Raw genomic sequence first — 16,054 nt, forward strand, 5'->3', positions numbered from 1 at the left:
TTTATTGTTATTGGATGTGCACATTCAACCATTGAAATGAGTTCAAGTGTGGGAGGGGCGGTGCGACGATTCGACTTGCTCCCGATAGCGGTGTGTCAGTCAGCATTTTTTCACTGACACACCGCTATCGGGAGCAAGCCCCCTCCCACATTTTTATCTTGTGTTGGTCATGAGAGTGTTGTTCAGAACTGTTCATTGTCAACCCCGAAAGTGTTCAGTTGTTCAGCCACTTTGTTCACTCCTGAACATCACCATTAACCCATTCCCTTACGCATCAAGCGCTTGCAGTTTTGGCACGAAACTCGCTCTGACACCTGGCCAGATTCATTCCAATAATAAAAAGGTCGTGTCATGTCATTGACCCTGGAACATGTCTCCCGCGTTGTCGACGGCCAAACCTGGATCGACGACGCCAACCTGCGTTTTGAAGCCGGCTCTTTCAACGTCTTGCTCGGTCGCACCCTGTCCGGCAAAACCAGTCTGATGCGCCTGATGGCCGGTCTGGACAAGCCCGACAGCGGCCGCATCCTGATGAACGGCGTAGACGTTACGCAAAAGCCGGTACGCCTGCGCAATGTGTCGATGGTCTACCAGCAGTTCATCAACTATCCCACCATGACCGTATTCGAGAACATCGCCTCGCCGTTGCGCCAGGCCGGTGTGTCCAACGAGCTGATCCAGAGCAAGGTGCTGGAAACCGCCAGGATGCTGCGCATCGAGAAGTTCCTGCAACGCCACCCGCTGGAACTGTCCGGTGGCCAGCAGCAGCGCACCGCCATGGCCCGCGCCCTGGTCAAAGACGCCGAACTGATTCTGTTCGATGAGCCCCTGGTCAACCTGGACTACAAACTGCGCGAAGAGCTGCGTCAGGAAATGCGCGAACTGTTCAAGGCGCGCCACACCATCGCCATTTACGCCACCACCGAACCCAACGAGGCCCTGGCCCTGGGTGGCACCACCACCATTCTTCACGAAGGCCGGGTGATCCAGAGCGGCAAGGCCGCCGAGGTCTATCACCAGCCGCAAACCGTGCTGGCCGCTGAGCTGTTCTCCGAACCGCCGATCAATCTGATGCCAGGGCGCATCAGCGGCAACGAAGTGAGCTTCGCCAATTTCGTGCATTTCCCACTCAACGTCGACCTGCGCCCCATCGGCGAGGGCGAGTTCCGTTTCGGCGTGCGTCCCAGCCATATCAGCCTGGTACCGAGCAATGACGATGACCTGGAGTTGGCGGTGACCGTGGAAGTCGCCGAGATCAGCGGCTCGGAAACCTTCCTGCATGTGCGCAGCGAGCACTTCCTGCTGGTGCTGCACCTGCCGGGGGTGCATGAGTACGATGTGGACGCGCCGATCCGCGTGTATATCCCCACCCATAAACTGTTTGTGTTCGATGGCCAGGGCCGTTTGGTCCAGGCCCCCGGGCGCCGTGTTGCGAGGGTTGCCTGATGGCCGAGATCCATTTGCGTAACCTGGCCCATAGCTATAGCCCCACGCCAAAAGGGCCTGACGACTACGCCATTCGGGAAATGAACCATGTGTGGGAGCAGGGCGGTGCCTACGCGTTGCTCGGGCCGTCGGGCTGCGGCAAGTCCACGTTGCTCAATATCATCTCCGGCCTGCTCAGCCCCTCTGAAGGCCAGGTGCTGTTCGATACCCAGGTGGTCAACGACCTCACTCCGGAGAAACGCAATATCGCCCAGGTATTCCAGTTCCCGGTGGTGTACGACACCATGACGGTGTTCGACAACCTGGCCTTCCCGCTGCGAAACCAGGGCATGGCCGAAGCGAAAATCCACAGCAAGGTGCAGGAAATCGCCGAAGTTCTGGACCTGCAAACCCTGCTGAGCAAAAAAGCCCGCAACCTCACCGCCGACGAAAAACAGAAAGTCTCCATGGGCCGTGGCCTGGTGCGCGATGACGTGTCGGCGATCCTGTTCGACGAGCCGCTGACGGTGATCGACCCGCACCTGAAATGGAAACTGCGGCGCAAGCTCAAGCAGATCCATGAGCAGTTCAATATCACCATGGTCTACGTCACCCACGACCAACTGGAAGCCTCCACCTTCGCCGACAAGATCGCGGTGATGTACGGCGGGCAGATCGTGCAGTTCGGCACACCGCGTGAGTTGTTCGAGCGGCCGAGCCACACCTTTGTCGGCTATTTCATCGGCAGCCCTGGGATGAATCTGATCGAAGTGCAGGCCAAGCCTGGCGGCGTAGGCTTTGCCAACACACTGCTGCCGTTGTCCGACGCGTTGCAGCAACGTATCCATGCGACCGACTGCAAAAAACTCCAGGTTGGCATCCGCCCGGAATTTATCCATGTATGGGATGACCACAACCCTGACGCCCTGCAAGCCGACGTCACGCATGTGGAGGACTTGGGCACCTACAAGATCATGACCCTCAACCTCGACGGCGCCACGCTCAAAGTGCGCCTGGCCGAAGACAAACCGGTGCCGGAGGGCAGGGCGTCCATCAGCTTCCCCGCGCAATGGCTGATGCTTTACGCCGACGATTACCTGCTGGAGGTGGCGCCATGAACAAGGTGCAGAACAACAAGGCCTGGTGGCTGGTGTTGCCGGTGTTCCTGCTGGTGGCGTTCAGTGCGGTGATCCCGATGATGACCGTGGTCAATTACTCGGTGCAGGATATTTTCGACCAGTCCAGCCGCTACTTCGTCGGGGCCGACTGGTACAAGCAGGTGCTGCTCGATCCGCGCCTGCACGACTCGTTGCTGCGCCAGTTCATCTACTCGGCCTGTGTGCTGCTGATTGAAATCCCGCTGGGCATCGCCATCGCCTTGACCATGCCGACCAAAGGACGCTGGTCATCACTGGTGCTGATTATCCTCGCCATTCCGCTGCTGATTCCATGGAACGTGGTCGGCACCATCTGGCAGATCTTTGGCCGTGCCGACATCGGCCTGCTGGGTTCGACCCTCAACGCCATGGGCATCAGCTACAACTATGCGGCCAACACCATGGACGCCTGGGTCACCGTGCTGGTGATGGATGTGTGGCACTGGACCTCGTTGGTGGCGCTGCTGTGCTACTCAGGTTTAAGGGCCATTCCGGACGTCTACTACCAGGCCGCGCGGATTGATCGTGCATCGGCCTGGGCAGTGTTCCGACATATCCAGTTGCCGAAGATGAAAAGCGTGCTGTTGATCGCGGTGATGCTGCGCTTCATGGACAGTTTCATGATCTACACCGAGCCTTTCGTACTCACGGGGGGCGGGCCGGGGAACGCCACCACCTTCTTGAGCCAGACGCTCACCCAGATGGCCGTAGGCCAATTCGACCTGGGCCCGGCGGCGGCGTTTTCGCTGGTGTATTTCCTGATCATCCTGTTGGTGTCCTGGCTGTTCTACACCGCCATGACCCATTCCGACGCCAACCGCTGAGGCCGCCAACATGAGCAAGCGCAAGCTTATTCCGTTACTGGTTTATATCCTGTTCCTGCTGGTGCCGATCTACTGGCTGTTGAACATGTCGTTCAAGAGCAATACCGAAATCCTCGGCGGCCTGACCCTGTTTCCCCAGGATTTCACCCTGGCCAACTACAAAGTGATCTTCACCGACCCGAGCTGGTACACCGGCTATCTCAACTCGCTGTACTACGTGAGCCTGAACACGGTGATCTCTCTGAGCGTGGCGCTGCCGGCAGCCTATGCGTTCTCGCGCTACCGCTTCCTGGGTGACAAGCACCTGTTCTTCTGGCTGCTGACCAACCGCATGGCGCCGCCTGCGGTGTTTTTGCTGCCGTTTTTCCAGCTGTATTCCTCCATCGGCCTGTTCGATACGCACATCGCCGTGGCCCTGGCCCATTGCCTGTTCAACGTGCCGTTGGCGGTGTGGATCCTTGAAGGCTTCATGTCCGGCGTGCCCAAGGAAATCGACGAAACCGCCTACATCGATGGCTATAGTTTTCCCAAGTTCTTCGTGAAGATCTTTATTCCGTTGATCGGCTCCGGCATTGGTGTGACCGCGTTTTTCTGCTTTATGTTTTCCTGGGTCGAACTGCTGCTGGCGCGCACGCTGACTTCGGTCAACGCCAAGCCCATCGCGGCGGTAATGACCCGCACGGTCTCTGCGTCGGGTATTGATTGGGGCGTACTGGCGGCAGCGGGGGTATTGACTATCCTCCCGGGCATGTTGGTGATCTGGTTTGTTCGCAACCACGTGGCCAAGGGCTTTGCCCTGGGCCGGGTCTAGAGGAATCGATGATGGAATGGATGGCCTGGACCACCCCCACTGCGCTGTTCTTTGGCGGCATCGCCCTGATTCTGGCGGGTATGACCACTTGGGAACTGCGTTCGCCGAGCATTCCTCGGCGCGGTTTTCTACCGATCAGCACCACCCGTGGTGATCGCTTGTTTATCGGTCTTCTCGGCAGCGCCTACCTGCATTTGCTGGTCATCGGCGTTACCGACTGGAGCATCTGGGTGGCGTCCGCGCTCTCCCTGTTATGGCTGTTGAGTGTGATGCGTTGGGGCTAATGCCCTTATGAATAAACAACCAGGAGGTCTCTATGTTGAATAAAAACAATAAGCTGCGACATAGCATTTCATTGGCCGCCGTACTGGCCCTCAGCGGTTTGAGCGCTTCGGCCTGGGCCGATGCGTATGAAGATGCCGCGAAAAAATGGATCGGCAGCGAGTTCAAGCCCTCGACTCTCACCGAAGCCCAACAGCTTGAGGAATTGAAGTGGTTTATCAAGGCGTCGGAGCCCTTCCGTGGGATGAAGATCAACGTGGTGTCGGAAACCCTCACCACCCATGAGTACGAATCCAAGGTACTGGCCAAGGCGTTCAGTGAAATCACCGGCATCAAGCTGACCCACGACCTGCTACAGGAAGGCGACGTGGTGGAGAAGCTGCAAACCCAGATGCAGTCCGACAAGAATATCTATGACGGCTGGGTCAATGACTCGGACCTGATCGGTACGCACTTTCGCTACGGCAAGACCGAGTCCATCACCGACCTGATGGCCAACGAAGGCAAGGACTTCACCTCGCCGACCCTGGACCTCAAGGACTTTATCGGCCTGTCCTTCACCACCGCGCCGGACGGCAAGATCTATCAGCTGCCCGACCAGCAGTTCGCCAACCTCTACTGGTTCCGCGCCGACTGGTTCGAACGCCCGGAGCTGAAAGCCAAGTTCAAGGAAAAATACGGCTACGACCTCGGCGTACCGGTGAACTGGTCGGCCTATGAAGACATCGCCAAATTCTTCAGCGAAGACGTCAAGGAAATCGACGGCAAGCGCATCTACGGGCACATGGACTACGGCAAGAAAGACCCGTCCCTGGGCTGGCGCTTTACCGATGCGTGGTTCTCCATGGCCGGCGGCGGTGACAAGGGCTTGCCCAACGGCTTGCCGGTGGACGAGTGGGGCATTCGTGTGGAGGACTGCCACCCGGTGGGTTCCAGCGTGACCCGCGGCGGCGATACCAACGGCCCGGCGGCGGTGTTCGCCACACAAAAATATGTGGATTGGATGAAAGCCTACGCGCCGCCGGAAGCGGCAGGCATGACCTTCTCTGAATCCGGCCCGGTGCCGTCCCAGGGCAACATTGCCCAGCAGATCTTCTGGTACACCGCGTTTACCGCCGACATGGTCAAGCCGGGCTTGCCGGTGGTGAATGCCGACGGTACGCCGAAATGGCGCATGGCGCCGTCGCCGGTCGGGCCGTACTGGGAAAAGGGCATGAAGAAGGGCTATCAGGACGTAGGCTCCTGGACCTTCCTCAAGTCCACGCCTGAGAAACAGAAACTCGCGGCCTGGCTGTACGCGCAGTTCGTCACCTCCAAAACCGTGTCACTGAAGAAAACCATCGTGGGCCTGACGCCGATTCGGGAGTCTGATATCAACTCCCAAGCCATGACCGACATGGCGCCCAAGCTCGGTGGCCTGGTGGAGTTCTACCGCAGCCCGGCGCGCACCGAGTGGTCGCCAACCGGCACCAACGTGCCGGACTACCCACGCCTGGCGCAATTGTGGTGGAGCAACATCGCCGCCGCCGCCAGCGGCGAGAAAACCCCGCAACAGGCGCTGGACAATCTGGCCAAGGAGCAGGACGCGATCATGACGCGCCTGGAACGCTCCAAGGTGCAACCGGTGTGCGGCCCGAAAATGAACCCCGAGCGTGACGCGCAATACTGGTTCGACCAGCCGGGCGCGCCGAAGCCGAAACTGGCAAACGAGAAGCCCAAGGGTGAAACCGTGAACTACAACGATCTGCTTAAACAGTGGGAGGCGGCGCGCAAGTAACAGCGCTGAGTGAGTACGACGCAACGGCACGTTTACGTGCCGTTTTGTTTGAAGCTTGAAGTGCGACACCCTGCATTTCATCCGGTGGTTCGAGACAGCCTGCCAGGTTACGACTAAACTGCTGAGCATTCATACAGGAGGTTATCTGATGGGTGTTCCACTTTCCCCAATTGTTTCCGAGTTTGAAACCGAAGAGCAGGCGAGTAGTCATGATCTCTGGTTTCGTAAAAAAGTCGAAAAAAGCTTGGCCAACCCCGGCCCCGGTGTACCTCATGACGAGGTCATGGCACGAGTTGAGGCGATTATTCTGCAAGCAGAGCTTGAGCAGCGGGCCAAGGCTTGATGTTGGCCGTTGTTTGGCTTGACGAAGCCATCGGCGACCTGATTGATATCGTGACTTTTATCGCAGCAGAAAACCCCGGCGCTGCACGACGCATCAAGACCCGCCTGGAAGGCGCGCCTCTACCACTGGCTGAGCACCCCTATCTGTATCCGTGCGGCCGGGTGCCAGGTACTCGTGAGGTGGTTGTACATCCCAATTATGTGCTGGTGTATAGAGTGACTGCTGAGCGGATCGAAATAGTCAACGTATTGCACGCCCGGCAAGAATATCCCTGAGCCTCCCGCCTTCGTATTTCATCAGCGAGCGCCTTTACTGCGACCGCTTATCCCCCCCTTCATAACCTCATTTGAATTTTCCACACGCCCCGACGCTCTGCATTCTAGAAGCGCGTGAAGTTGAGCGCTCTTGCGGGGCCACCTTGTGGGAGGCCCGTTGTAACGGACTTTGCGGAAACTGCCATCATGACACTCCTTACAGCGCTGTCGGGCCAGCCGGCCTCTCTCACCGACTCGGCCCAGGGCCGCCATCAACGGGTGTATCGACAGCTGTACGGCGAAACGCCAGACGCCGCCGAACTGGCGCATGACTACCTGCAGGATCAATTGGCCCAGGTAGAGGAAACCGACTGCGACTTGCCTGAGTCGCCCGAACACCTGGCGGCCTGGGTCGAACAGCGCTGCGCCGTCGTGGCCCAGGCCTATGCCGACTACCTTGAGCAGCGCCAGCAAGGCCGGCCACGGCGCTATTTTCACAACAAAGCCCACGCGTTGTATGTCCTGCAGCGTGTGGCACCGACCAAACAGGTGGATGGCGCCTGGCTCTACGGCCTGCTGCACTATTGGCAAGACCAGCGCTTCGACGGCTTGCTCACTACCTATCTGGAGGAATTGGGCGACGGTGAAGCCGCGCAGAACCACGTGGTGATCTATCGCAAGTTGCTCAGCGACCACGATGCCGACAGCGAAGCCGGCCTTGAGGACGAGCACTACCTGCAAGGTGCGCTGCAGCTGGCCCTGGGCCTGTGCGCCGACCAATTCCTGCCGGAAGTCATCGGCTACAACCTGGGCTACGAACAGTTGCCGCTGCACCTGCTGATCACCGCTTACGAACTCAGCGAACTGGGCATCGACCCCTATTACTTCACCCTCCACGTGACCATCGATAACGCCAGCAGCGGCCACGCCAGCAAGGCCGCGCAATCGGTGTTGGGCCTGCTGCCGCTGGGCGAGGGCAGGGCCGCGTTCTACCGCCGCGTCGCCGCTGGGTATCGCCTCAACGATCTTGGCCCGGGTACCACGGCTGTCATCCAGCAGTTCAACCTGCACGACGAAGTAGTCGCGATGCTTGAGCGCAAGCGCACCTTCGGCCAGCACATGCACTCGGACTACTGCCGCTTCGAAGGCCAGACCGTCAACCAATGGCTGGCCAAGCCGGGGCAGATCGGCGATTTCCTCACCGCCTTGCAGGACAAGGGCTGGATCAAGCTCAACCAGGACCCTGCCGACAGCCGTTTCTGGCAGTTGATCGAGGGGGCCGGCGCGGCGATGTTCGGGGTATTCAGCGCGGCGGAAAAACAGCTGCTGCATGACTGGATCGCCGGTGACTGGGCCAGCGGCCAGCGCGTGCCGCCGGTTCGACCGGGGCGCGGCAGTCGGCTTGCCCGCGAGCAGCAATGCCCGGCGGACCCCGACACCCAGGCCCTGGCCGATTCACTGTGGAACCTGCCCGACGAGCAACAGCTCAGTGCGCTGATCCCATGGATGTCAGCGCGGCGCCACAGCAGCCCCGCAGGCTTGTACGCCACCCGCCGCTTTATCCAACTGCGTGCGCGTTTGCGCTAAGGAATGTGCCTATGTCTGCCCAACAACTCGCTGATCGTGCCTTGCTGAACCTGGGCCGGGGGTTGAAGGAAAGCGGTTACCGCTTCATTACGCCGACGCCCTTGACCCATGAGCGCGTCTACCGGCGTTTGGCGACGCCGCTGGCGATGACGCTGCGCGACGTATTCGGCTGGTCGATGCCGTTCGACCACGACCTGTTGCCCGAGGCGTTTCGCGAAGAGTTGCAGCAAGCCGATGTGATCGAAAAGCACGATGCCTTATGGCGCAGCACGGTGCGTTGGTCGAGCCTCGACGATCTGCTGTTCGCCCATTCGCCGTATCCCACGGTACAAGCGGACGCGGTGTTCTTCGGCCCCGACAGCTACCGTTTTGCCCAGGTGATCGAAGCCCATTTGCAGCAGCGTTTCGAACCGCTCAAGCGTGCGGTGGACATTGGCTGTGGCGCCGGTGTGGGTGCCTTGGTGGTTGCCCGGGCCAGGCATGACGCCCAGGTGCTGGCGGTGGACATCAACCCGCGTGCCCTGCGCCTGACCGCCGTGAACGCCGAGCTGGCCGGGTTGAATAATGTCAGCGTGTACCACAGTGACGTGCTGGCCAGCGTCGAAGGGCAGTTCGACCTGATCGTCGCCAACCCGCCGTACATGAATGATGACCGCCAGCGTGCCTATCGCCATGGTGGCGGGGCGTTGGGGGAGCAGTTGTCGGTGCGCATCGTCAGCGAGTCCCTCGCACGCCTGGCCCTGGGCGGCAGCCTGTTGCTGTATACCGGAGTGGCGATGGTGGCGGGTGGCGATCCTTTCCTTGACGCGGTCAAGCCGTTGCTGGGCCGTGATGCCTACGGCTGGACCTACCGCGAACTGGATCCTGATGTCTTCGGCGAGGAGCTGGAAAAACCTGGCTATGAACGTGTGGAGCGCATCGCGGTGGTTGCGCTCACCGTCACCCGACTGCGTTGACCCCCGATGCTCACTTTCGGCATCGAAGAGGAATACTTCATCACCGATCTGCACACTCGCCGGATGCTCGGCGAGCCTTCGGCAGCGGTGCTGGCGGCGTGTCGTGAGGCGATCGGCGCGGGCTTTGCGTATGAAATGTTCCAGGGCCAGATCGAGGTCGCGTCACCGGTATTCAGTGCCAGCGCTGAAGCCGCGGATTACCTGGCGACAGTGCGCCGCAATCTGGCGCAGCGCCTGGGTGAATTTGGCCTCGGCGTGGTGTGTGCCGGCAGCCATCCGTTGGCCGACTGGCGCGAACAGCGGCCTACTGACCAAGCCCATTTCCAGCAGTTGTTCGACGATATTCAATACGTAGCGCGGCGCAGCGTATTGTGCGGGCTGCATGTGCACGTGCAGGTGCCGCACACCCATGACCGCATCGCCGTGATGAACCAGGTGTCACCGTGGCTGCCGCTGCTGTTGCTGCTCAGTTGCTCCTCGCCATTGTGGGATGGCGCGCCCAGCGGCTTTATGAGCTACCGCCAGGCCGCTTGTGATGAATGGCCGCGCATGGGCGTGCCGGAACATTTCGCCGATTGGAACGAATACCTGCGCTACCTCGCGTTGCTGCATCGGATGGGTGCAATCAAGGCCGATGGCAACGGCTGGTGGGGCATCCGCCCGGCGGCGCGTTACCCAACCCTCGAACTGCGCATGACCGACGCCTGCCCGCGGTTGGCGGATGCCCTGGCCCTGGCCACGCTGTTTCGCGTCATGGTCACCCATGCCTGCGGCCTGGAGCGACCCGGCGCCGGGTTCTGTGCGCAAACGCGCTGGCTGCTCAAGGAAAATCGCTGGCAGGCCAAACGCTACGGCGCGGGCGGTCACTTTGCGTTGGACGACACAGGCGCCATGGGCAGCGCCGAACAGTGGTTGCACTGCGCGCGCCAGACGTTCGGTGCCACCGCAGAGGCCATGGGCGAGCCGCGGCTGTTCGATACGCTGCAAGCGCTGCTGCGGAGCGGCAACAGTGCCACCGAACAGTTACGTTGGTACGCCCAGGCCCGCGCCGACGGTGCCGATGAGGTGGGCAGCCTGGGCAGCGTGGTCGACCACTTGCTCGCTCAGAGTCGCGGCGACCATTGATGGGCTGCGCACAGGCGCCTTTTGATGTGTCAGGCCATGGCTTGCGGCTGAATACGCAACTCGCCGTCCACATCCTTGACCAAGCCACTGGCCACGAACAACGGCGCCAGGCGCTTGTGCAACTGCGGCTCGACAAACTCCTTGACCGTGTCCAGCACCAGCACGCCACTGAGCGGCAACTCGGCCTTGGTGTACGACAGCCATGCCTTTTTCGACGCCATCAACACATCGCTGCCCGCCGTCGAAGCGAAACGGCGATGCACCGGCTTGGCGTCGAAGGCGAAGGTGTGCTGGAACTCATAGCCGCTTTCGTCACCGTCACTGGCAGCGCAACGCACGCACGTGCAGGGGCCATCGCCGAAGGCGCTGCGCAGGTAGGCGTTGAAGTCCACCACGGGCTTGAGTGACAGGCGCTTATCGACCTCGAACAGGTCCCCGGTCATTTTTTCGTCAGTGTTCAACGTCCATTTCCTCGCAGTCGGTTGCTGTGTTTCAAAGCGCGGCACAATACCAGCCGAGCGTGGGTTTGGGGATTATTTGCGTCGTGGGAGGGTCAGCGGAAGAACTCACCGGGGGTGGAATCGAACTGCTGACGAAATGCATTGATAAACGCTGAGGTCGATTCATAGCCACACCCCAATGCCACATCCGTCACCCGCTCGCCTTGTTCCAGGGCGGGCAGGGCGCTCAACAGGCGCAGGCGCTGGCGCCACGCGCGGAACGTCAGCCCAGTGTCCTTGAGGAACAAGCGGCTGAGGGTCTTTTCGCTGACGCCCAGCCTGGGGCTCCAATCCCCCAGGGTGGTCTGCTGCTCGGGGTGCAGGTTCAAGCTGCGGTAAATCTGCCGCAGCCGCGGGTCATGGGGTAGCGGCAACATCAAATCCACCTGGGGGGCGGCTGCAAGTTGGTCGAGCAGCACCTGGGCCAGGCGCCCATCCGGCCCATCTTCAGCATATTCCACCGGCACCTGGCTGAAATTACGGATCAACTCGCGCAACAAACTGCTCACTTCCAGCACCTGACACCGTTCGGCCGCCCAGGCGGTGACGCTGCAATCGAGGTACAAGCTGCGCATTTCGGTATGGGGCGAACTGAACACCCGATGGGGCATGCCTGCCGGAATCCAGACGGCGCGCTGCGGGGGCGCGACGAAACGGCCGACGCTGGTGTGGATCTCCAGCACCCCGGAAATCGCGTAGGACAACTGCACCCACGGGTGGCTGTGCCGTCTTGTCAGCGCCCGATTGGGCAAGGACTCGGTACGCCCATACACCGGCCGTGGCAGGCTGGAAAGCCCGGGCACACTGCGCCGCACGGTTTTTTCATGTCCTTTTGGCGGCATTTACTGGCTCATTGGCGTTAGTCGGTAAAGGATCGTTACGTTAGAGTCGCCGGGACGCTCTTGGCAACCCCTGGAAGATTTGCTTATGACCCGCCCGCGCTTTCTGCCCGACAACTTCACCCTGACCCTGATCGCCACAGTGATCCTTGCCTCCCTGCTGCCGGCCAGCGGCCAGACCGCCGTGGCCTTCGGCTGGGTGACCAACCTGGCCATCGCGCTGCTGTTTTTCCTGCACGGCGCCAAGCTGTCGCGCCAGGCCATCGTCGCCGGCGCCGGCCACTGGCGCCTGCATCTGTTGGTGTTCAGCCTGACCTTTGTGCTGTTTCCGTTGCTGGGCCTGGCGCTCAAGCCGGTGCTGTCGCCGCTGATCGGCACTGAGCTGTACATGGGCATGCTCTATCTGTGCGCGTTGCCGGCCACTGTGCAATCAGCGATTGCCTTCACGTCCCTGGCCCGCGGCAATATCCCGGCGGCGATTTGCAGTGCGGCGGCTTCCAGCCTGTTCGGTATCTTCCTGACCCCGCTGCTGGTGGCGCTGCTGCTGAACGTACACGGCGATGGCGGTTCCACCGTCGACGCGATCCTGAAGATCAGCGTGCAGTTGCTGCTGCCATTCATTGCCGGGCAAATCGCCCGCCGCTGGATCGGCGACTGGGTCGGGCGCAACAAATCCTGGCTGAAATTTGTCGACCAGGGCTCGATCCTGCTGGTGGTCTATGGCGCATTCAGCGAAGCGGTCAATGAGGGCATCTGGCACCAGATCCCTCTGTGGCAACTGGGCGGTCTGGTAGTTGCCTGCTGCGTATTGCTCGCGTTGGTGCTGGTAGCGTCCACGTTGTTGGGCAAGGCATTCGGTTTCAGCCAGGAAGACCGCATCACCATCCTGTTCTGCGGCTCGAAGAAAAGCCTGGCCACCGGCGTCCCTATGGCCCAGGTGCTGTTCGCCGGGGCGAGCATGGGCGTGCTGATTTTACCGTTGATGCTGTTTCACCAGATCCAGCTGATGGTGTGCGCGGCGCTGGCTCAGCGTTATGCCCAGCGCCCGGAAAGCATCCCTGAGTTGATGGGGCAGGTGGATCCGTGATGCACCTCTCATTCCCAGACAAATAAGCTCAAGTTAACCGCTGCGCCGACGACTAACTTCTTACTAACCCAAGAAGGAGTCTCGGCATGAACGTTCGTCGATTTGCGGTAGTGACAGGCCTTCTTTGCCTATGGGCAAGCACCTGCGGCGCGGCGCAGACGGTGGGGCAGGGCACCATCAGGTTCACTGGCGCCATCGTCGAGCCGGGGTGTGCGACAAATGCGCGCAGCGGGTCGGTGATGGAACTGCGCGGCTGTGCCAGAGTGAGTCGCGGTAGCCGCTTCGAGGTGCGCAATGTGGCGCCGGTGGCCAGCGTCAACGCGGCCCACGTGCGGCTGGTGGCAGACAGCGGCGAGGGGCGCTATTACGACCAGCGCTATCTGCTGGTAGACGCCGCCGGCAAGCCCATTCAGTCCGGCAACTACATCATTACCATGACGTCGCCATAAGCCATCGGGCGACGATCCGCATCAACAGCCGTGCGAGAAACCTATAGAATGCTCGGCGGCGGCGCTTGTCCTGGGTGGCCGCTTGATCATCGCCAGAGTACCCCGCCCGTCAATGAGCCTTTCAGCCGCAACCCCCCAAGCCAATTGGCAACCGGTCATCGCCCTCGCGCTGGCCGCGTTTGTGTTCAATACCACCGAATTCGTGCCTGTCGGGTTGCTCAGCGCCATTGGCGCCAGCTTCGACATGCCCGTGGCCAGCGTCGGCCTGATGCTCACCATCTATGCGTGGATCGTGTCCCTGACCTCGCTGCCGGTGATGCTGCTGACCCGCAACGTCGAACGGCGCAAGCTGCTGATCGTACTGTTCGGTCTGTTTATCGCCAGCCATATTCTCTCTAGCGTGGCCACCAGCTTCGGTTTGCTGATGGTCAGTCGTGTCGGCATTGCCTTGGCCCACGCGCTGTTCTGGTCGATCACCGCCTCGCTGGCCGTAAGATTGGCGCCCGAAGGCAAGCAGGTGCAGGCCCTTGGCCTGTTGGCCACGGGCACGTCCCTGGCGATGGTGCTCGGCATTCCCTTGGGACGCCTGCTTGGTGAGGCCATGGGCTGGCGTACCACGTTTCTGGTGATCGCCGCGTTCGCCGCCGCCCTGGTGTTCTGGCTGGCGCGCACCTTGCCGCTGTTGCCGAGCCAGAACTCCGGTTCCCTGCGTAGCCTGCCGCTGCTGTTCAAGCGCCCTGCACTGGTGGCGCTCTACGTGCTGACCGCGATGACCGTCACCGCGCAATTTACCGCTTACAGCTACATCGAACCCTTCGTCGAAGGCGTCGCCGGGCTGGGTGGCAGTGCGGTGACGTTGATTCTCTTGGTGTTTGGTGGTGCCGGCATTATCGGCTCGTTGTTGTTCAGCCTGGTGCACCGCTTCAACCCGCACCTGTTCGTGATCGGCGCAGTATTCATCCTCGCCGCGTGCCTGGCCCTGATGCTGCCGTTGAGCGGCGCCGAGTCTTACCTGGTGGTGCTGAGCATTTTCTGGGGCATGGCAATCATGGGCTTTGGCCTGGCCATGCAGTCCAAAGTGCTGGTGCTTGCACCGGACGCCACCGACGTGGCCATGGCGATGTTCTCCGGTATCTACAACATCGGCATCGGCGGTGGCGCGTTGATGGGCAGTTGGGTCGGCAGCCACTTCGGCTTCGCCTGGATCGGCGCGGCGGGCGGGTTGCTGGCGGCGCTGGCGTTGGTGGGATATTGCCTGGCGATTCGGCGGTTTGGGACGGGTGTGGTGACGCAATAGTGGGATTCAAGTGTAGCCAGGCATTCCTCATGTAGTGAGGCACCTAGAGGGCAGTGAAGTAAGCGCGGTGCATACAAATACCACAGGGGATTTATCAATAGATAAAATCCCCTGTGGTTGTTTTTGGGGTAAGGACCACTTTGCTTGGTGTATCAATATTCGTCTCTATCTCTTGGTTCGTCGTCGTCTTGAGCTTCCCAATCGTCAATGACTTGCTCGATGCGGCTTAGGGAATCGTAAGTTAGGGTGCTAGCTTCCCCATCTTTTTCAAAGCGGTAAGCTTCTGATTGGTCGACTAATTTGTCGCCTTCATAACGCCCTCCTGTTAGATCTTTATGTATGTCATATCCTTTATAGTTTTTTACAAATGCCATGTCAGTACTCCTTGTATAAGGCTTGGTTGAAGTGAACGGCTATTCAGTTATAAATCTTCAATAGGTAGTGAAGTATTGAAGTGATTTAAAGGTAGAGGGAGTAAGTGTGGTTGGGTACTGTCATAATTGACAGTTTTTTATATGGTTTAGCTATATTAGGGTTATTCATACACAGGCGACTATACGGCTGCAAAGGGGCCGAGCCGGGATTAGAGTCCGGCGCGGTCTCTCGGCGGAACATAATGCTTCACCCCGCCGGCATCCACCGAGGCCACCGAAGTATTCAGTATCCATTGCAGTCCCAATTCCCGGCTGGCTTCGATGATTGACGGGCGTGTGCCATCGCCCATGGATGCTGCGATTTGCGGGCCGCGGTCCACCACGATTACCCGAATATCGGCCAGCTGACGTCGATGTGGTCGGCGTTGAGGGCTTATTCCAGGGTGCCCTGGGTTTTCAGCAGGGTGATCAGGGTTGAGGATTTCTGATAGCCGATACGCAGGGTCTCCTGGGCGTCGGCGCTCACGGCGATGGAGAAAACCAGCGATCCTAATACAGCAGCAAACGGGCGGCGAAGGGTCATGAGCGGCTCGATATTCAACGGAATGAGCCGAAGCATAAGGTTCTGAAAACCGGTTGATAAATACCCTTTCGATCTGAGCTTAAGGACACTTGGGGCATTCTCCATTGACTGACTGTGCATCTGCCAGATCGGGCCATGAGCAATCATTCGTTGAGGCGACACAGGCCAAAATGTGGGAGGGAGCAAGCTCCCTCCCACAGGTGTGACATGGGCGATCATCGCCGCAGTACTGGTAAAACTCAGCAAAGTTGAAGAGCCGCGAGCAAACACGGGAACCCTCCCACCCGACACGTGTCCCCGCTTCCCATGTCACCCTCCACCGCGCAAATCCCTTAATTTTTCAAGCCTGCCGGAAGCCCCTCCAGGCCCCCGGCTGCGCCCGTT

At 60.1% G+C, this 16,054-nt stretch carries 17 protein-coding genes and 2 pseudogenes; 14 read left to right on the forward strand and 5 right to left on the reverse strand.

What is annotated here, in order from left to right; all coding sequences use genetic code 11:
• Positions 1 to 351 precede the first annotated feature (351 nt).
• The 11 genes from E4O98_RS11210 to E4O98_RS11260 all read left to right on the forward strand — a co-directional run bounded on the left by E4O98_RS11210 (position 352) and on the right by E4O98_RS11260 (position 10,541).
• Positions 352 to 1,446: an ABC transporter ATP-binding protein gene (locus E4O98_RS11210; RefSeq protein ID WP_057703149.1), complete on the forward strand. Its 1,095-nt coding sequence runs from the start codon at positions 352 to 354 to the stop codon at positions 1,444 to 1,446.
• Positions 1,446 to 2,543 (forward strand): ABC transporter ATP-binding protein, encoded by a 1,098-nt coding sequence (locus E4O98_RS11215; protein ID WP_148853871.1) that lies wholly within the window; start codon positions 1,446 to 1,448, stop codon positions 2,541 to 2,543. Before E4O98_RS11210 ends, E4O98_RS11215 begins: the two co-directional genes overlap by 1 nt.
• Positions 2,540 to 3,406, forward strand: a complete 867-nt coding sequence (locus E4O98_RS11220; RefSeq protein ID WP_005789024.1) for a sugar ABC transporter permease — start codon at positions 2,540 to 2,542, stop codon at positions 3,404 to 3,406. The genes E4O98_RS11215 and E4O98_RS11220 overlap by 4 nt, the downstream gene beginning before the upstream one ends.
• Positions 3,407 to 3,416: 10 nt before the next feature.
• Positions 3,417 to 4,217, forward strand: a complete 801-nt coding sequence (locus E4O98_RS11225) for a carbohydrate ABC transporter permease (RefSeq protein ID WP_003192012.1) — start codon at positions 3,417 to 3,419, stop codon at positions 4,215 to 4,217.
• Positions 4,218 to 4,228: 11 nt separating this feature from the next.
• Positions 4,229 to 4,501 (forward strand): DUF2160 domain-containing protein, encoded by a 273-nt coding sequence (locus E4O98_RS11230; RefSeq protein ID WP_122734058.1) that lies wholly within the window; start codon positions 4,229 to 4,231, stop codon positions 4,499 to 4,501.
• Positions 4,502 to 4,533: 32 nt separating this feature from the next.
• On the forward strand, positions 4,534 to 6,276 hold the full coding sequence (locus E4O98_RS11235; RefSeq protein ID WP_003192009.1) for an ABC transporter substrate-binding protein: 1,743 nt from the start codon (positions 4,534 to 4,536) through the stop codon (positions 6,274 to 6,276).
• A gap of 148 nt (positions 6,277 to 6,424) precedes the next feature.
• A complete protein-coding gene (locus E4O98_RS11240) occupies positions 6,425 to 6,619 on the forward strand; it encodes a hypothetical protein (RefSeq protein WP_032880727.1) in 195 nt (64 codons plus the stop codon).
• Entirely contained in the window at positions 6,619 to 6,894 is a 276-nt protein-coding gene (locus E4O98_RS11245; protein ID WP_032880728.1) for a type II toxin-antitoxin system RelE/ParE family toxin, read from the forward strand. The genes E4O98_RS11240 and E4O98_RS11245 overlap by 1 nt, the downstream gene beginning before the upstream one ends.
• Positions 6,895 to 7,080: 186 nt before the next feature.
• Positions 7,081 to 8,460 (forward strand): iron-containing redox enzyme family protein, encoded by a 1,380-nt coding sequence (locus E4O98_RS11250; RefSeq protein ID WP_248134999.1) that lies wholly within the window; start codon positions 7,081 to 7,083, stop codon positions 8,458 to 8,460.
• Positions 8,461 to 8,471: 11 nt separating this feature from the next.
• Positions 8,472 to 9,416: a class I SAM-dependent methyltransferase gene (locus E4O98_RS11255; protein WP_032880730.1), complete on the forward strand. Its 945-nt coding sequence runs from the start codon at positions 8,472 to 8,474 to the stop codon at positions 9,414 to 9,416.
• A gap of 6 nt (positions 9,417 to 9,422) precedes the next feature.
• The gene (locus E4O98_RS11260) at positions 9,423 to 10,541 is read left to right on the forward strand and encodes a carboxylate-amine ligase (protein ID WP_248135001.1); all 1,119 of its coding nucleotides are present in this window, start codon (positions 9,423 to 9,425) and stop codon (positions 10,539 to 10,541) included.
• Between the two features lie 29 nt (positions 10,542 to 10,570).
• Here the strand turns inward: E4O98_RS11260 and E4O98_RS11265 are convergent, their stop codons facing one another.
• Together E4O98_RS11265 and E4O98_RS11270 are read right to left on the reverse strand one after the other, a co-directional pair.
• Positions 10,571 to 11,002, reverse strand: coding sequence for a hypothetical protein (locus E4O98_RS11265; protein ID WP_032880732.1), 432 nt, complete (start codon positions 11,000 to 11,002; stop codon positions 10,571 to 10,573).
• A 92-nt stretch (positions 11,003 to 11,094) separates the two neighbouring features.
• Positions 11,095 to 11,883, reverse strand: a complete 789-nt coding sequence (locus E4O98_RS11270; protein WP_032880733.1) for a helix-turn-helix transcriptional regulator — start codon at positions 11,881 to 11,883, stop codon at positions 11,095 to 11,097.
• 85 nt (positions 11,884 to 11,968) lie between these two features.
• Between E4O98_RS11270 and E4O98_RS11275 the strand changes: the two genes are divergently transcribed.
• From E4O98_RS11275 to E4O98_RS11285, 3 genes are all read left to right on the forward strand, one after another.
• Entirely contained in the window at positions 11,969 to 12,967 is a 999-nt protein-coding gene (locus E4O98_RS11275) for a bile acid:sodium symporter family protein (protein ID WP_032880734.1), read from the forward strand.
• An 86-nt stretch (positions 12,968 to 13,053) separates the two neighbouring features.
• Positions 13,054 to 13,416 (forward strand): type 1 fimbrial protein, encoded by a 363-nt coding sequence (locus E4O98_RS11280; protein ID WP_032880735.1) that lies wholly within the window; start codon positions 13,054 to 13,056, stop codon positions 13,414 to 13,416.
• A 112-nt stretch (positions 13,417 to 13,528) separates the two neighbouring features.
• Positions 13,529 to 14,713, forward strand: coding sequence for a sugar transporter (locus E4O98_RS11285; RefSeq protein ID WP_032880736.1), 1,185 nt, complete (start codon positions 13,529 to 13,531; stop codon positions 14,711 to 14,713).
• A gap of 152 nt (positions 14,714 to 14,865) precedes the next feature.
• Here the strand turns inward: E4O98_RS11285 and E4O98_RS11290 are convergent, their stop codons facing one another.
• From E4O98_RS11290 to E4O98_RS11300, 3 genes and pseudogenes are all read right to left on the reverse strand, one after another.
• Positions 14,866 to 15,087, reverse strand: a complete 222-nt coding sequence (locus E4O98_RS11290) for a hypothetical protein (RefSeq protein WP_032880737.1) — start codon at positions 15,085 to 15,087, stop codon at positions 14,866 to 14,868.
• A 248-nt stretch (positions 15,088 to 15,335) separates the two neighbouring features.
• A pseudogene (locus E4O98_RS11295) lies at positions 15,336 to 15,488 on the reverse strand (NAD(P)/FAD-dependent oxidoreductase); the annotation flags it as partial.
• A gap of 35 nt (positions 15,489 to 15,523) precedes the next feature.
• Positions 15,524 to 15,670, reverse strand: a pseudogene (locus tag E4O98_RS11300) (ABC transporter substrate-binding protein); the annotation flags it as partial.
• Between the last annotated feature and the right edge of the window lie 384 nt (positions 15,671 to 16,054).

Origin of the sequence: Pseudomonas sp. W2Jun17, from assembly GCF_023127795.1 — a bacterium.
Lineage (GTDB): Bacteria > Pseudomonadota > Gammaproteobacteria > Pseudomonadales > Pseudomonadaceae > Aquipseudomonas > Aquipseudomonas synxantha_A.

Coding starts and splice junctions, on each gene's coding strand:
- E4O98_RS11250 (WP_248134999.1), top strand. CDS start 7,081: ATGACACTCCTTACAGCGCTGTCGGGCCAGCCGGCCTCTCTCACCGAC.
- E4O98_RS11275 (WP_032880734.1), top strand. CDS start 11,969: ATGACCCGCCCGCGCTTTCTGCCCGACAACTTCACCCTGACCCTGATC.
- E4O98_RS11240 (WP_032880727.1), top strand. CDS start 6,425: ATGGGTGTTCCACTTTCCCCAATTGTTTCCGAGTTTGAAACCGAAGAG.
- E4O98_RS11285 (WP_032880736.1), top strand. CDS start 13,529: ATGAGCCTTTCAGCCGCAACCCCCCAAGCCAATTGGCAACCGGTCATC.
- E4O98_RS11290 (WP_032880737.1), bottom strand. CDS start 15,087: ATGGCATTTGTAAAAAACTATAAAGGATATGACATACATAAAGATCTA.
- E4O98_RS11225 (WP_003192012.1), top strand. CDS start 3,417: ATGAGCAAGCGCAAGCTTATTCCGTTACTGGTTTATATCCTGTTCCTG.
- E4O98_RS11230 (WP_122734058.1), top strand. CDS start 4,229: ATGGAATGGATGGCCTGGACCACCCCCACTGCGCTGTTCTTTGGCGGC.
- E4O98_RS11280 (WP_032880735.1), top strand. CDS start 13,054: ATGAACGTTCGTCGATTTGCGGTAGTGACAGGCCTTCTTTGCCTATGG.
- E4O98_RS11270 (WP_032880733.1), bottom strand. CDS start 11,883: ATGCCGCCAAAAGGACATGAAAAAACCGTGCGGCGCAGTGTGCCCGGG.
- E4O98_RS11215 (WP_148853871.1), top strand. CDS start 1,446: ATGGCCGAGATCCATTTGCGTAACCTGGCCCATAGCTATAGCCCCACG.
- E4O98_RS11220 (WP_005789024.1), top strand. CDS start 2,540: ATGAACAAGGTGCAGAACAACAAGGCCTGGTGGCTGGTGTTGCCGGTG.
- E4O98_RS11245 (WP_032880728.1), top strand. CDS start 6,619: ATGTTGGCCGTTGTTTGGCTTGACGAAGCCATCGGCGACCTGATTGAT.
- E4O98_RS11210 (WP_057703149.1), top strand. CDS start 352: ATGTCATTGACCCTGGAACATGTCTCCCGCGTTGTCGACGGCCAAACC.
- E4O98_RS11255 (WP_032880730.1), top strand. CDS start 8,472: ATGTCTGCCCAACAACTCGCTGATCGTGCCTTGCTGAACCTGGGCCGG.
- E4O98_RS11235 (WP_003192009.1), top strand. CDS start 4,534: ATGTTGAATAAAAACAATAAGCTGCGACATAGCATTTCATTGGCCGCC.
- E4O98_RS11260 (WP_248135001.1), top strand. CDS start 9,423: ATGCTCACTTTCGGCATCGAAGAGGAATACTTCATCACCGATCTGCAC.